This window comes from Lactobacillus xujianguonis, from assembly GCF_004009905.1.
Classification (GTDB): Bacteria; Bacillota; Bacilli; order Lactobacillales; family Lactobacillaceae; genus Lactobacillus; species Lactobacillus xujianguonis.
In genome coordinates this window covers 61214-76703 of sequence record NZ_ML136873.1, presented here as the reverse complement: position 1 = coordinate 76703, position 15490 = coordinate 61214, and the positions used below count along the sequence as shown (strand labels likewise).

General features: G+C 39.5%; 11 protein-coding genes and 1 pseudogene. 9 read left to right on the top strand and 3 right to left on the bottom strand.

The genetic code is table 11. The annotated features are described in order from the left end of the window. Positions 1-2: 2 nt before the first annotated feature. From mnmG to EJK17_RS01925, 5 genes are all read left to right on the top strand, one after another. Positions 3-1907 carry a tRNA uridine-5-carboxymethylaminomethyl(34) synthesis enzyme MnmG gene (gene mnmG / locus EJK17_RS01945; protein ID WP_103660587.1) on the top strand — a complete coding sequence of 635 codons (1905 nt, stop codon included), beginning with the start codon at positions 3-5 and terminating at the stop codon, positions 1905-1907. 494 nt (positions 1908-2401) lie between these two features. Next, on the top strand, positions 2402-4213 hold the full coding sequence (gene spxB / locus EJK17_RS01940; RefSeq protein WP_103660588.1) for a pyruvate oxidase: 1812 nt from the start codon (positions 2402-2404) through the stop codon (positions 4211-4213). A 103-nt stretch (positions 4214-4316) separates the two neighbouring features. Further along, positions 4317-5720: an NADP-dependent phosphogluconate dehydrogenase gene (gndA, locus tag EJK17_RS01935; protein WP_103660589.1), complete on the top strand. Its 1404-nt coding sequence runs from the start codon at positions 4317-4319 to the stop codon at positions 5718-5720. Between the two features lie 95 nt (positions 5721-5815). Further along, entirely contained in the window at positions 5816-7369 is a 1554-nt protein-coding gene (locus EJK17_RS01930; protein WP_127796153.1) for a ClC family H(+)/Cl(-) exchange transporter, read from the top strand. A gap of 175 nt (positions 7370-7544) precedes the next feature. Further along, positions 7545-8939 carry an ATP-binding cassette domain-containing protein gene (locus EJK17_RS01925; protein ID WP_103660591.1) on the top strand — a complete coding sequence of 465 codons (1395 nt, stop codon included), beginning with the start codon at positions 7545-7547 and terminating at the stop codon, positions 8937-8939. Positions 8940-8987: 48 nt separating this feature from the next. On the opposite strand, the pseudogene EJK17_RS01920 reads toward EJK17_RS01925, so the two are convergent. Continuing rightward, positions 8988-10335: pseudogene (locus EJK17_RS01920) on the bottom strand (MFS transporter). A gap of 160 nt (positions 10336-10495) precedes the next feature. Continuing rightward, a complete protein-coding gene (locus EJK17_RS01915) occupies positions 10496-11050 on the bottom strand; it encodes a hypothetical protein (protein WP_103660592.1) in 555 nt (184 codons plus the stop codon). Positions 11051-11199: 149 nt separating this feature from the next. On the opposite strand from EJK17_RS01915, the gene EJK17_RS01910 reads away from it, so the two are divergent. Further along, positions 11200-11850 (top strand): Crp/Fnr family transcriptional regulator, encoded by a 651-nt coding sequence (locus tag EJK17_RS01910; RefSeq protein WP_103660593.1) that lies wholly within the window; start codon positions 11200-11202, stop codon positions 11848-11850. Positions 11851-11898: 48 nt separating this feature from the next. Here EJK17_RS01910 and EJK17_RS01905 read toward each other — a convergent pair whose 3' ends face one another. Further along, positions 11899-12300, bottom strand: coding sequence for a type II toxin-antitoxin system HicB family antitoxin (locus EJK17_RS01905; RefSeq protein ID WP_103660594.1), 402 nt, complete (start codon positions 12298-12300; stop codon positions 11899-11901). Between the two features lie 219 nt (positions 12301-12519). Here EJK17_RS01905 and EJK17_RS01900 point away from each other — a divergent pair, with 219 nt between their 5' ends. The 3 genes from EJK17_RS01900 to EJK17_RS01890 all read left to right on the top strand — a co-directional run bounded on the left by EJK17_RS01900 (position 12520) and on the right by EJK17_RS01890 (position 15463). Beyond that, on the top strand, positions 12520-13059 hold the full coding sequence (locus EJK17_RS01900) for a hypothetical protein (protein ID WP_103660595.1): 540 nt from the start codon (positions 12520-12522) through the stop codon (positions 13057-13059). Further along, the gene (locus EJK17_RS01895) at positions 13028-13399 is read left to right on the top strand and encodes a hypothetical protein (RefSeq protein WP_127796152.1); all 372 of its coding nucleotides are present in this window, start codon (positions 13028-13030) and stop codon (positions 13397-13399) included. The genes EJK17_RS01900 and EJK17_RS01895 overlap by 32 nt, the downstream gene beginning before the upstream one ends. 201 nt (positions 13400-13600) lie before the next feature. Then, on the top strand, positions 13601-15463 hold the full coding sequence (locus tag EJK17_RS01890; protein ID WP_103660597.1) for an endonuclease MutS2: 1863 nt from the start codon (positions 13601-13603) through the stop codon (positions 15461-15463). Positions 15464-15490: the final 27 nt, after the last annotated feature.

Here is a 15490-nt window from a genome sequence, read left to right as displayed (position 1 = left end):
GTATGAATAAAATGAAAACTTATAATTCCAATGAATATGATGTAATTGTTGTCGGAGCAGGGCATGCTGGCTCAGAAGCAGCTTTAGCTAGTGCTCATATGGGGCAAAAAACATTGCTACTAACGATTGGCCTTGATATGGTGGCCTTCATGCCATGTAACCCCTCAGTTGGCGGGCCTGCTAAAGGAACCGTTGTCCGTGAAATTGATGCTTTAGGCGGGCAAATGGGTAAAAACATTGATGCGACCTACATTCAAATGCGGATGTTAAATACTGGTAAGGGTCCGGCAGTCCGGGCTTTGCGGGCACAAGCTGATAAGTGGCAATATCATGAACACATGAAAGATGTCATTGAAAACACTGAGAATTTGACCTTGCGTCAAGCTGTGGTCGATGAATTAGTAGTTGAAGATGGTGTTTGCCACGGTGTAATTACTAATACTGGGGCCGAATATCATGCTAAAAGCGTCGTCTTGACTACGGGGACAGCTGCTCGCGGACGCATTTTTATTGGTGAATTGAATTATTCATCTGGTCCTAACAATACGATTCCGGCCATTAAATTATCTGAGAATTTGGAAAAACTTGGCTTTAAGTTGCGCCGGTTTAAGACTGGTACTCCTCCACGAGTAAATGGCAATACCATTGATTACTCAAAGACTGAAGAAGAACCTGGTGATAAGATTCCCCGCCACTTTTCATACGAGAGTAGGGATGAAGATTATTTAAAGGATCAAATTTCTTGCTGGATGACTTACACTAATCCAGTGACGCACGAAATTATTAATGATAATCTTGATCGTTCACCAATGTTTTCTGGAGATATTGTCGGCGTAGGACCACGTTATTGTCCTTCAATTGAAACTAAGGTGGTCAGATTTGCGGACAAGAATCGTCACCAACTTTTCCTTGAACCAGAAGGTAGAAATACCAAGGAAGTTTATGTTGGTGATTTCTCGACTTCAATGCCTGAAGAAGTGCAACTTAAAATGCTGCATACCGTTGCAGGACTTGAACATGCGGAAATGATGCGCCCAGGTTATGCGATTGAATATGATGTCATTGATCCATGGCAATTGACCCATACTTTGGAAACTAAGAAGATCAAGAATCTCTTTACTGCTGGTCAAATGAACGGAACTTCTGGATATGAAGAAGCAGCTGGTCAAGGTTTAATTGCTGGAATTAACGCCGCTTTAAGAGCAGAAGGCAAGCCTGGCTTTACTTTGGGCCGAGATGAGGCTTATATTGGCGTTTTAATTGATGATTTGGTAACTAAGGGTACTAATGAACCTTACCGCTTATTAACTTCTAGAGCTGAATATCGGCTGATTTTGCGTCATGATAATGCTGACTTGCGCTTAACGCCATATGGTCACCAATTAGGTTTAATTTCTGATGAACGTTTTGCTAAATTTGAAGAAAAGAAAAAGCAAATCGCAGACGCTAAAGCTCGCTTAGCAGCAATTACCATCCATCCAACTGAAGAAGTTCAAACTTATTTGGCTAATATTGGTGAAGATCCATTGAGCGCTGGTTTAAAGGCAGATGTGTTCTTGAGAAGACCGCGGGTTAAGATTAATGATATTGAAAAATTAACTGGCGAAAAGGTGGCTGATGATCGCTATGTTAAAGAACAAGTAGAAATCAATATCAAGTACGCTGGTTACATTAAGAAAGAACAAGTGCAGATTGATCGTTTGCACCGGCAAGAAGCTAAGAAAATTCCAGTTGATATTGATTACAACGCCATTGAAGGCTTAGCAACTGAAGCACGGCAAAAGTTTGAAAAGATTCGACCAGAAACCTTAGCTCAAGCTGAAAGAATCTCTGGTGTTAATCCAGCGGACTTGGCTATTTTAAGTGTCTACATTCAAAACGGAAAGTACGCCAAAATTCAAAAATAAAAAATTATCAACAGTCTAATAAAAGAGCACTTGAGTAAAGCAAGTGCTCTTTTTTAATTCTGTGGATAAAAAATTCGCTTTTAGATAAAATCAGTAAATTTAATTACATTCCAGTGATTAATGTTACCTTTTGCTCCTAGAAGAATAAGCTAAAGCACTGATTTAAAAGCATTTAGCAAAAATAACACGGTTGAAAATAATTTAGAGATAAGTAAAATTATCAAAAATTTCAAAAATTTTTTTATTTAAAAAAAGTAAAAAAATATATCAATTTTTTAGTTATTAATAGAATAGATTGATAAAAAATTCACATTAATGATAGTTAAAGCGCCGTCATAAATTTTTATTTATTCTTCAAGTTTGTGAAATCACATTCTTTCTAAAAACGTTTACACCGTTGTGGCAGTAGTGATAAATAACGTTTGCAATTGTGAATATTTATGTTTTAATGAGTATTGAGATTAATGATATTTATTTAAGGAGATGCACTTATAATGACAAAAATTAACGGCGCAGACGCTATGTTAAAGGTGTTATATGATTGGCATATCGATCATATTTATGGTTTCCCAGGTGGTTCATTCGACTCAAGTATGAACGCCATTCACGACTTTAAGGACAAGATCAAGTTTATCGAAGTCCGTCATGAAGAAGCAGGTGCTTTAGCTGCTTCTGCTGAATACAAGTTGACTGGTAAGCTTGGTGTATGTTTTGGTTCAGCTGGTCCTGGTGCTGCTCACCTTTACAATGGTTTGTACGATGCTAAGTTTGACAAGACTCCAATGGTAGCAATCGTTGCTAACGTTCCAACTAGTCGTCAAGACATTGACTTCTTCCAAGCATTTGATGAAGACAAGTGGTTCTTAGATGCTAGTGTATGGTGCGCTCAACCTAAGACTGCTGACTTAATTCCAACTTTGATGGATGAAGCTATTCGTCAAGCTTACGCAAAGAAGGGTCCTGCTGTTTTAATTATTTCTAAGGACCTTGGTTGGCAAAAGATTGATGACAACTTCCGTGTAACTTACCAAAACCACGTTAAGCCAAATTACGCTGCTCCAACTAAGGAATCAGTTGAAGACGCAGTTAAGCTTCTTAAGGAAGCTAAGAACCCAGTTGTTTACTTCGGTAACGGTGCTAGAGAAGCTGATGCCGGTGAAGAATTGAAGGAATTTGCTAACAAGTTCAAGACTCCACTTCTTTCATCATACCTTGGTAAGGGTATTGTTGAAGATGATTTCCCAGCATACATGGGTACTATCGGCCGTATCGGTTCAAAGGCTCCTAACGAAATTCAAAGCCACACTGACTTGGTAGTTTGGGTTGGTAACAACTCACCATTCTCAGTATTATGGTTCCCTAAGGATGCTAAGGTTATCCAAATTGATGTTGACTCAGACAAGCTTGGTAAGCGTCACTCAGTTGATGTTTCAATGTTAGCTGATGCTAAGAAGGCTCTTCGTGCAATCATCGATGCCGGTGAAGACAAGGAAGAAACTCCACTTTACAAGGCAGCTTTGGCAGACCGTGAAAACTGGGATGCATGGCAAGACAGCTTCAAGGATTCAAAGGAAATGCCTGTACGTCCTGAACCAATCTGGGATGTAATTAACAAGGAAGCTGCAGACAATGCAGTCTTCGCAATCGATGTTGGTAACGTCAACATGGACCACGTACGTCTTCTTAAGATGCACGATGACCAAAAGTGGACTACTTCAGGCTTACACGCAACTATGGGTTACGGTGCTCCAGCAGCTCTTACTGCAGCAACTGTTTACCCAGACCGTGAAGTTTGGGAATTAGCCGGTGATGGTGGCTTTGCTATGATGAGTCAAGAATTGTTAACTATGGCTCGTTACAACATGCACGTTTTGAACATTGTCTTCAGTAACGACACTCTTGGTTACATCCAAGCAGAACAAGAAGATGAATCAAACCAACCATTATCAGGTGTTCTTATTCCAGGTAACGACTGGGCTAAGGTTGCTGAAGGTATGAACGTTAAGGGTTACACTGTTCGTACCAAGGAAGAATTCGAAAAGGCAGTTAAGGAATGGAAACAAACTGACGGTCCTGCATTGATCGACATTAAGTACACTCACGAAATGCCTTACTCAACTGAATTGAACACCCTTGACGATCCAGCCTTCGTCAAGAAGTATCAAGCAGAAGACTTGAAGCCATTCAGCTACTTTGCTGAAAAGTATGGTATTGCTACTGATGCTGCTTCAGGTGCATCTCAACATGAAGAAGAAGCAGAACCAGATCCAGAACCAGATACTACTTCAGGTGCTTCACAACACTAATTTGCTTGATAAAAAGTAATAAAAAAAGCGAAATCTTTGATTTCGCTTTTTTCTTTTCTACTCGTATAATGGTAGTAGAGTTTTTTATGGAGGAAATGAAAAGATGCAACAATTTGGCGTTATCGGTTTATCCGTTATGGGTAAAAACCTCGCTTTAAACGTAAGAAATCATGGCTTTTCAGTTTCTGGCTTTAGTATTGATAAGCCAGAAGTTGATGCTTTTGCTAAGTATGAAGATGACAAGTTAAAGCCTTGCTATAGCTGGGAAGAGTTTGTTAATTCTCTTGAAAAGCCACGTAAAATTTTGATTCAAATTATGGCTGGTAATCCAGTTGATCAAACCTTGCAAAAGTTACTACCACTTCTTGATAAGGGCGATATTTTAATCGACGGTGGGAACTCCAATTATCACGACACCAACCGTCGTTACCACGAAATGGAAAAGCATGGCATTCACTTTATCGGAATGGGCGTTTCCGGTGGTGAAGAAGGTGCCTTGAATGGTCCTGCCTTAATGCCAGGTGGGGATGAAGAAGCTTATAACGAGGTTGCACCAATCTTAGAAGCAATTGCAGCTAAGAATAAGGAAGGCCAACCTTGTGTTAGCTACATGGGCCCTGAAGGGGCAGGCCACTATGTCAAGATGGTTCACAACGGTATTGAATACGGCATTATGCAAGAATTTGCGGAAGTTTATAACTTATTGCGTGACGTTGCTCATAAGAGCAATGATGAAATGTCTGCCATCTTTGACAAGTGGAACCACGGCAAGGTTGAAGCATACTTAAGTGAAATCACTTCTAAAGTTTTAGCTCAAAAAGATGACTTAACTTCTGATCATATCATTGACCACATCTTAAATGTTGCCTCATACAAGGGCACTGGTAACTGGATGCTTGAAGATGGTGTAGCTCTTGGTGCTCCAATTACAGTGGTTGCTGAAGCGGTAATGGCTCGGTTCATGAGTAAGCAAGCACACTTGGCAGTTAAGAGTGGTATTAAGCCTACTAAGTTTGATTACAAGGGTGAAATTTCCAGTGACTTAGTTGACGAATTTGAAAAGACTTTGCAATTAGCTCAAGCTGTTGCTTATGCTCAAGGCTTCCAACAATTAACGATGGCTGCTGAAGCTTACAACTGGGACTTGCGTTACAAGTCAATTGCCCAAGACTGGGAAGCAGGCTGCATTATTCGTTCCGCAATGCTCAAGGATATTGAAAATGCCTACGATAAAGGTGACAAGCTCATGAACTTGTTCCAAGATGACTACTTCAGAAAGTTGATGGAAGAAAACTTACCAGCTTTGAGAAAGTCAGTTGAATTTGCAACTAAGGCTGGTGTTCCAACGCCAACTTCGAGCGCTGCCCTTAATTACTTGGAATCAATTTTCAATCCAAACTTGCCACAAAACATGATTCAAGGTCAACGCGATTACTTTGGTGCTCACACTTATCAAAGAAATGACCGTGAAGGTACATTCCATACTGAATGGTACGAAGAAAAATAGTAGTTACACGTGTAACAAAAAAGAGAATTCCTATGGGAGTTCTCTTTTTTGTTGTAGAATAGTAACTGTCGAATTTTATGAAAAGCGGGGTTATTATGAAGCACGGGAAAACAACGACTTTGACACTGCTATTAGAAGCACTGGTTGTAGGGATTTTAACTGGTGCAGTAGTAGGACTTTTTAGGTTTGGCATTGAAAAGACATCAGGCTTTTGGCTACATTTATTTGCCTTAGCTCATCAAAATCTGTGGTGGCTATTAGTAATCGCGATTGGATTTTGCTTAGTTGGCGTCATTGCAGGCTATTTTGTTAAGCACCAACCACACGTTGGTGGTTCTGGGATTCCTGAAGTAAAACTTGAATTACAAGGAAAATTGTCAGTTAAATGGTTCCCAATTCTATGGCGGAAGTTAATTGGCGGAATCCTTGTCATTGGGACCGGTCTATTCTTAGGGCCAGAAGGACCATCGCTACAGTTAGGTTCATCAATCGGTCAAGGTGTTGGTGAAGGCTTTAAGCAAACCAAAACTAATTCGCGTGTATTGCTGGCAACAGGAGCAGCCAGTGGTTTATCAGCTGCTTTTGGTGCACCGCTCTCAGGGGCCTTATTTGTTCTTGAGGAGGTCTTTCATAACTTCTCACCACGTGTTTGGCTTAATGCCTTAGCAGGCGCGATTGCTTCTAATTTCGTGGTTTCTAACTTTTTTGGCTTGAAGCCTTCCTTAGCAATTTCGTACAACCACTCTTTTCCAATCGGCTTGTACTGGCATTTGCTTTTATTAGGCGTTGTTTTAGGATTAATTGGACACTGCTATAAGTTAAGCCTGTTTAGCTTGAAAAAGGTTTATCAAAAAATCACTGCGTTGCCACGCTGGCTTCATGGCTTAATTCCGTTGGCAATCTTGATGCCAATTGCTTATTTCTGGCCATTAATTACGGGTCCTGGTAATCGTTTAATCTTGTCATTATCAAAGACAATTACCACGCAGGGCTGGATTACAGTTGGCGTTTTAGCGTTCTTCTTTATTTTACGAATTGTTTTCTCAATCGTTTCTTATGATTCAGGTTTACCAAGTGGGATCTTCTTACCAATCTTAACCATGGGAGCTTTGATTGGAGCTACTTATGGGACTTTAATGGTGCAACTTGGTTTATTACCACAAAAGTTAGTTGTTAACTTGGTAATTTTCTCAATGGCAGGGCTGTTTGCAGCGATTATTCGTGCACCGTTCACAGCAATTATCTTGATCACTGAAATGGTTGGCTCGCTTTTACATTTAATGCCGTTAGCAGTGGTTGCCTTTATCGCGCTCTTAGTTGATGAAATGTTAGGCGGTCGCCCAATCTACGATAGCTTGGCTGACGCAATGCAAGGTAAAAATGGGGTGGCTAAGGCGTCTGGTCATGAAGATCAATTAACAGTACCAGTTTATGAAAGCAGCCGCTTAGTAGACGAAAAAGTGGCTGATGTTGCTTGGCCAAAGGATACCTTAGTTAAGATGATTCGTCGCGGCAGCGAAGAAATCATTCCTCATGGGCAAACCAAGATTGCGGCTGGTGATATGCTAGTGCTGGCAGTTGACTCTAATGAACGTGGCAAAGTTTACGATGAAATGAAGAAACTGCAAGAAGTTGAATTAGATGGATAATCAAAAGAGTTGAGTGGTAAGCACTCAACTTTTTATTTACAATTCATTTTAATAATTTTATAATAAATTCATCTTAAATAGAAATAAGGTGTGGTTATGAGAATTCGTAAAAACCTGTCCAACGTTCGTTAGTCAGGATGACAGATCCTGACTTTTTTAGAAAAAGCAGGTTATAATGTCAAATACAAAATTTAAGCAAACAACTATTTTAAATGTCCAACATGTCAGTTTCGCTTACCCAAAGCGTGATTTATTTACTGATTTAACTTTTTCAATTAATCAAAATGAACGAGTAGCCATTATTGGGCCAAATGGGATTGGCAAGTCCACGCTTTTCAACTTGATTTGCGGTCAAATTAAGCCTGATAGCGGTCAAATTCGCTGCTACGGGGACATTAACTATGTTCCGCAGATCGATTATGAGGGCGAATTTGACGCAAAAAGTGCAGGAGAAAAACGGCTGGAGCTAATAGAAAATACCATTTGGTTGCCAGGGTCAATTCTTTTACTTGATGAACCAACGGTCTATTTAGATGCAGAAAATAGCCGAAATCTGGTATATCTGTTGCAACATTATGATGGCGCCATAATAATCGCAAGCCACGATTTGTCATTTGTTAATCAAGTATGTCAAAGAACTTTGATTTTGCGACCGCATCAGCTAATTAATTTCCCGGGTAATTATGATAATTTTGTGCAGCAGCAGAAGATTGAAGCACAAGAGGTTGCTAATTTTAATGAAAAACGAGCAATTGCTCAGAAACAAATTACGGCAAGGATTACAAGTCTAAGGGATAAAAGCGTGCGTTTTGCTCAATATCGTCCGACTAGGGATGATCCAGGCCGATTAGTCACCAAGAGTAAAGATAGTGTGCAAAAGAGCTTAAATGCTCGTGTTAAACGCGCTGAGCGAGAACTCAAAAAGTTACCTAAGCAAGCAAGTTTTTATCAGCATCAAATTTATTTGCCTAAGATTCATGCGACTAACGAGAAATTGCGCTCGTATCAAATAAGAATTCCTCAGTTACTTAGTCCGCAAAAGGAAGAATTGTTAAAGGAAACTAGTTTAACAGTGAAGACTGGAGAACTGATAGGAATTTTGGGTGAGAATGGTGTTGGTAAAACAACGTTACTTAAATACTTAGAGCAATATTTCACTGAACAAACTTGGGGCCAAAAAGCGATTTATTTAGGCTTTAATGATACAGTAGCCAAATCCAAACAAACAGTGGAACAATTCTTCAAAGAAACCGATTTAGCTAAAGCAGACGTAAAGCGGTTGCTTGTCCAACTAGATCTATTCGCCGATTTAGATACACCGTTAACTGTTTTAAGTGGTGGCGAATTGGCGAAGATAACACTGATGAAGAGTCTGTACTTAAGTGAAAAGAAAATTCTATTACTAGATGAGCCAACTAATTATCTTGATCCAGAAAGTGTCACAGCGATTGCCAAGTTATTAAAGCAAGCACAGTTCACTTGCTTGGTAGTGTCGCATGATCAGAAGTTTTTGGAGATGTTTTGCCAAAAACAGTATCAGTTCAAAGATAAAAAATTAATTCAAAAGTAAACAAAAAAGGCGTTATCGCAGAAGATAACGCCTTTTTGACAGCCATAATTATTGTTGTGGCTTGTCTTTCATAAATTTAGGTGAAGTTTCAGGTGCCCAAATTAGGCAGACAATGAAGCTGAATAATAAAACGCAGCCACAAACCAGCATGGCTAAATTAGCTCCACCAACATTAGTTAAAACAGGTAAAAGGAAAGTACCAGCCGCCGCCCCAATTCGGCTAATAGTGATGACTGTTCCGACCCCCAGTACCACGAACCTTAATGTCAAATAATTCCGTTGGATATGGATAATCTAAGACTAAGCCAGATGAAAGAATTACAGCAAAGATAGTGAAGATTCCTAATTGCAGGTTTGAATTCATTCCTGGAATCAAAGCTAAGCTACCAATTAAAACAGCAGAAATCAAGAAGTTACTAATTAAGAAGGCGCGCCGGCTGATCTTATTGAAGATGAAAGTTCCGAATAAAACCCCGATGAACATCCCGCCGTTATAAATGACACCAGAAATCTTACTGTCAGTAACACCCATTCCTTCTAAAAAGGATTGGTAAGAAAATACTGATTCCAAAGAAGGCAAAAGCTTGGCAGGCATAGAAGATTCCGCCGACTAAAGTCCGCCGAAGATATTGCTTGCTAAATAATATTCCCCAGGAAATATCTTTTTTAGGCTTGTTGCGCTTGAGAAACTTTCTAGGAATTCCCCATTTACGACCAAGGTGCTTCTTGATGACTTTATTAGCGCGTTTAACCTTACCTTGACTGGCCAACCAACTTGGAGAAGCTGGTAAAGGAAAGACTGATCTGAAGATGGCAGTAATTAAAGCAGGTACTGCACCAGTGGCTAAAATAACTTGCCAAGTGTAAGCGCCAAAACCAGATAAATTACTTCCGACAAGATAAGCAATAATAAAGCCAATCGTCCAGTAAATCAATAAATGACTTTGACGTTTACTATCTTCGCCTTTAGGTAGCCATTCGGTCAAGAGGGCATTACCGACCGTATAGTCAACGGCAATCATTAAACCAATGGCGATTCTAATAGTAAGGGTGAGCAAGAAATTAGCGGTTAAGAGGTGCAATAAAGTAAAGCTGCTAAGAAATACATATTCATCATTAACAAACGGCGGCGACCGATCTTATCAGATAGGCGACCTACGATTAAACTCCCAGCCAGCCCAATTAAGGCACCAGCTCCGATCAACCCCGTCCAAGTGTCACTAATCTTGATGTAATCAGCGGCGTTAGACAGAGCAGTACCAGAGATTCCTAAGGCGTAGCCACAGGCGATTTGACCTAAAATAACCGCAACTAACACCCGGAGGTGAACTGGCATCAAGGGTGCTTTTTTATAACTCTTCTTAGGCGGCAAGGTTTGCTTTTCTTCTTTATTCATGAGCGGAGAAAAAGGCTCCTTTCTTCTGAAAAATATAATTAAAAAAATATTATATATAATAGCTTATCAAAAGATAGTGAATAATGCAAAAAAGCCCCAAGGAATAGCCTCCTGGGGCTTAAATGTCAAATATACATGATGAGGTTTTTAGAGAAAATTATTAAGCTTTTTCAATCTTACCAGCAGCAATTGGCAAAGTAGTATGAGCATCGTAACTCATTACGCAACCACCAACTGTGTCAGGTAAGTCTAAGTCCTTTGGGACACCGTGAACGTAAACGACCCGCTTGTCTAATTGCAAGTCGTCGGTACCAAAGGCAGATTTAAACTTAGCTTGTAAGTCTTTCAATGGCACATCAATTTCGTATTCGTAGTGACCTTCGCTGTCAGCAACAGGATAGCCGTCATGGGGAATATTCATGTCTTGTGGTGCATCGTCTAATGGTACCATCGTTGTTCCTGAAACTTCTTCAGTCTCTGGTAAGTCAATGAAGCCATCGTGATTTTTGTCTTGAGCCATGGTTGGCACATTAGCATCCTTGCCGTCAGGGAAACCGTGGAAGTGTTCCCAGTGTTCGATGTTCTTTGGGGTATCGAACATTTCAACCTTGATGTGCAATTTGTCACCATTTTCGGTAAATTCGGCAGTTCCGTGAGGGTTGCAGCCAATTTTATCAGCGTTTAAGGCGGTAATGTGTGCAATGTATTTTGTCATGATAAAAGTCCTTTCTAAGATACTACTGTTAGTTGCATCTTTAATATACAACCAATTGAGAGCGAATTGTTTTTCTAACACTTGACAACTTTTATTTTAGAAAGAACTTGCTATAATAAAATTGATCTAAATCAAGAAAGGCGAGGAAAATGCAAAAAAATCATTCTCCATTAGCTTGCTTGAGTAAAGCAGAAATTTTTAGAAATTTACCCGTTGAATTAAGAGAAAAACTCGTGCCGATTTCAGCTCACCAGGAGTTTTTTCCAAAAGGTAGTTTGATTCGTCAGCCCTTTGATGGCAAAGACGGCATGCTGGTCATGGATAAGGGGCACGCGAAGGTCTATAGCTTGAACGAAGATGGAAAAGAAGTGGTCTTGGGCACCTTAAACAAGGGTGATTCTGAGGGCCAGGAGCACCTGTTTAGTGACCAAAGCAGGGAAAATTATGTGCAGGCAACTACGGATACTTGGGTGTGCTCAATGACGCGGAAGGATTTTCAAAAACTATTGCATGAAACACCCGATTTAGCGCTTAACCTACTTAATGACTTTGGGCAGCGTTTAATTACCGTTGAGCAAAATACGGTGCGGCGTAATTCGATGGATGCCAAAGAAAGAATTATGGCGCATTTAGAGGACTTAGAGAAGAAGCAGGGCACGATGACGGTGACTTTGCAGCTAAAAAAGAAAGACTTAGCTAGTTACTTAGGCATTACGCCGGAGACTTTTAGCCGCAAGCTAAAAGAGCTGGAAAAAGATGGCCGCATTCAGGTTAAGGGAAAGAAGATTACGCTGCTATGAAAAAAGGCACTCTTAAGAGTGCTTTTTCTATTGATTTAAAGCTGCTAATTATTTTTCGAGTGATTTGGTTAAGGTCTTAGAAAAATTGATCCCAGCTTTTTCTGCTCTAACCGCAATATCACCTGGGATTCGAGTGTTTTTTCGGACCATCACAGGCACTACTTCTTTAGCAGCCTCATCGAGATCAGCCGCAACAGGATAAACTTTAGCATTAGGGTAATGTACTTTGCAGAACTTTTCTACAGTGGCAATTGGTGTTGGTTTAGGTAACTTGTTATCTGGAATGTCATATAAAGCTAAGCCCAATGTTTGTTCAGCGTTATAGAGTGAATCAGCTAGACCATGTCCTTCACTAAAGGCTCCAGGTACATCAGGAAAATCAATTGAGTAATAATCTTTTTCATCGTTTTTGGAATCGTCAAAAACTGCAGGATAAACAGCTCGTCTCATGAAACTCACCTCTGTCGTAAATTCGTTGCTTTTATTATACACACTTGTGCGCATAAAAGAGTCGATTCTTCTTAGTTGAAGAGTAGGCTTTTTTAATTGTTGTCTATAAAAAGCAGAAAGTGATATTTATGGCCGATTGTAAAATTAAAAAAGAACGCTTTAATTAAATATACTGACAAGATAAGATCAATAAAGCCGTATGGTAAGTTATATTATTATGTGACTATAGATTACCGCTATTATTATTTACCATATCATACAATTAAGAGACAAAAATTCTACAGTATTGGACATGGTGGTTTTATTAAGGCAGCTAATGTTTACTTAATAAACAAGAATTACTTATGTGTTAATGAACTTAAAGTTGAAACTAAGAATAAATCAATTCCAGTTTATGGTGATAAGGATCCTTTAGTAATAATAAGAAGATTATCTCCAAGGACCAAAATTACTATTGATGGGATAGGCGAACTAAGAGAAGATGATCCTACAGAAGGATACGAAACCTTCTATCATATTAAAGGTACTAAAGAGGAATATATTAAAAACTTAGATCTCAAAACTAAAGTTATACAGAATTTAAAGTCATGTAATAAAACACCTCACGTGTATGTCAAAACTAATAACGTGTACGATATTAATGGTCAAAAAGAAAAAACTAAAAATGCATTACTTGCTAGTGGAACAGTAATTCCTGTTAAGAAATTAATATATATTTGGATTCTTAGTGAAAAAAACGGAATTGTTCTATCAAATTGAAGATTTTTGGCATTACCAAGATACAGATACCTGGGAAAATGCCTTTGTTAAAGCTACCAGAACTAGATATGCATTTGGACCAAAATTAAGGGTAGCTAATACTTACAAACAGGCTAAGCAAGAAAGTCAAGTTGAAACTTTATCTAATAAAATGAAGTTACAGCAAGCATTAGATCAAGCTAAGTTAGGAGATAATAGAGATTTCTATCAATCTAGATATAATTGGTACATTGAAAAAGCTAAGAGTGTTTTGAATAACAAGCAGGCAACAATTGCAGAAGTAAACTTAGCTTTAAGTAATTTAAATGAAGCTAAAGTAAAAAATAATGAACCATCATAATCGTCTTTGACATCTTTCTAATCTTCATCTAAAAAATCTTGGCAAATCTTTAACTTCCATAGTATCATTAACCTAATCAAAAAATAGAAAAGGAAATATGCCATATGCTAAGCATTGTATTTTAGTCTAGAGGGACTTAAATACTTGTTCCTCTAGAAAAAGTGTCAAACTATCACTGAATTTTCTTGAGGATACGAATTAATGAACAAAATAAATAATGATGAACTCGGCCTTGATCGGGTGAGAGAATTAGTCGCCAGTTACGCCACCACGCCAGAAGCCAAAAGCTTGATTACACAAATGGCGCCGAAGACAAGCTTAAACGCGACTACTTTGCTGCTGAATGAAACTGCCGAAATGGTTGAAATCTTGCAGCGCGGATTACATGTGCCGTTTGTATCATCAGATTCACTGAAGCCGTTACTGCAAAAGGTAAGTAAGGGCTTAGTTTTGTCTGCCGCCGAATTAGAAAAAGTAGCCGACTTCATTCGGGTGAACCGACTATTGAAGCGCTTCTTACTGCGACAAGCACAAGCGCCAATTTTAATTAGTTATGGAACTGAAATTGAAATTCTCACTCAGCTTGAAGATGAAATTTATCAAAAGGTGGAACATGGAGAAGTAGCTAGTCACGCTGACCATGACCTAGCCAGATTACGCGTGCAGGTGAAGCAAATCAATGCCGACTTAAAGAATAGTTTGCAGCACTTGTTGCAGAGTAAAAAATATCAAGCAGCTTTGCAAGAGAAGTTGGTCGTAGAAAAGGATGGTCATTATACTGTACCGGTAAAAGCCAATTACCGTAAAAGCTTTCCAGGACAAGTAGTTGACGTCTCTAATCATGGTGGAACAGTCTACATGGAACCGACTAAGGCGGCTAACTTGATTGCACGTAAAACGCAAATCACTGCTCAAATTTCAGCTATTGAATGGCAAATCTTAGGGATGTTGACTGCTGAAGTTTTCGAGCAATTAACAGTAATTGAGCATAATTTACAAATTATTACTGAACTTGATGTGATTCTGGCGCGGGCGAAATACGCTAGAGCGATCGGTGGCACCCGGCCAGATTTAAACACGAGTAATGAACTAGTCTTACGCGAAATGCGCCATCCCTTATTGGCTAACCCGGTTCCTTTATCAGTGAAAATTGGTCAACCACAACGTGGTCTCATCATCACTGGCCCAAATGCTGGTGGGAAAACGATTACCTTGAAGACCATTGCCTTAAGTGTCTTGATGACTGAATTAGGACTGTTTTTACCAGCTGAAAAGTGTCAGATTCCGGTCTGTGATCACGTTTTCTCATTGATTGGCGATCAACAGGACATTGATAATTCTTTGTCGACTTTTTCAGGTGAAATTGTCAAGATTAGTCAGATTGTGGCCCAAGCGCAGAAGCATAGTCTGATTGTCTTGGATGAGTTAGGCAGTGGCACGGATCCAAATGAAGGGTCCGCACTGGCAATTGCGATTTTGCAAGAATTACAGCTGCGAGGCTGTCTAGTCATCGCAACCACGCATTATAGCGCCATTAAAGATTATTCCGTGAAGAGCCCAGCCTTCATGACCGCTTCAATGGACTTTGATTTAAAAAAGCTGACACCGACTTATAAGTTGATCATGAACCAAGCAGGGGAGAGCCGGGCACTGTGGATTGCGGGACGGTCAGGGATGTCAGACCGCGTCTTAAAGAGTGCTGCTAAGATCTTAAAGACGGGTGAATTACCACTTGCTGAAAGTACAGTTACTTTTAAAAAGACTATTAAACAGGCAAGCCAAGACCTGCACCTTCATAAGGGTGATATTGTTTTTGTCGAGAGTTTAAATAAAGAAGCAATTTTCTATCAAAAAGCAAAAACTGCCGGTAAGGTAGTGGTCTTCGTTGAACAAAACTTTGTGGAAGTACCGCTTAAGCGGGTAAGGCTACGGCGACAAGCAAAAGACCTTTATCCAGCCGGCTATAATTTGGATTTATTATTCATTAAAGATTGGCAAGATTACAAGCTAAAGAAAGATCTCAATCGAGGATCGAAAAAGGCTTGGAAGAAGTTAGATGAGTAAGCAAAAAGGCTGCAAGGAGCATGAACT

Coding starts and splice junctions, on each gene's coding strand:
- mnmG (WP_103660587.1), top strand. CDS start 3: ATGAATAAAATGAAAACTTATAATTCCAATGAATATGATGTAATTGTT.
- spxB (WP_103660588.1), top strand. CDS start 2,402: ATGACAAAAATTAACGGCGCAGACGCTATGTTAAAGGTGTTATATGAT.
- gndA (WP_103660589.1), top strand. CDS start 4,317: ATGCAACAATTTGGCGTTATCGGTTTATCCGTTATGGGTAAAAACCTC.
- EJK17_RS01930 (WP_127796153.1), top strand. CDS start 5,816: ATGAAGCACGGGAAAACAACGACTTTGACACTGCTATTAGAAGCACTG.
- EJK17_RS01925 (WP_103660591.1), top strand. CDS start 7,545: ATGTCAAATACAAAATTTAAGCAAACAACTATTTTAAATGTCCAACAT.
- EJK17_RS01915 (WP_103660592.1), bottom strand. CDS start 11,050: ATGACAAAATACATTGCACACATTACCGCCTTAAACGCTGATAAAATT.
- EJK17_RS01910 (WP_103660593.1), top strand. CDS start 11,200: ATGCAAAAAAATCATTCTCCATTAGCTTGCTTGAGTAAAGCAGAAATT.
- EJK17_RS01905 (WP_103660594.1), bottom strand. CDS start 12,300: ATGAGACGAGCTGTTTATCCTGCAGTTTTTGACGATTCCAAAAACGAT.
- EJK17_RS01890 (WP_103660597.1), top strand. CDS start 13,601: ATGAACAAAATAAATAATGATGAACTCGGCCTTGATCGGGTGAGAGAA.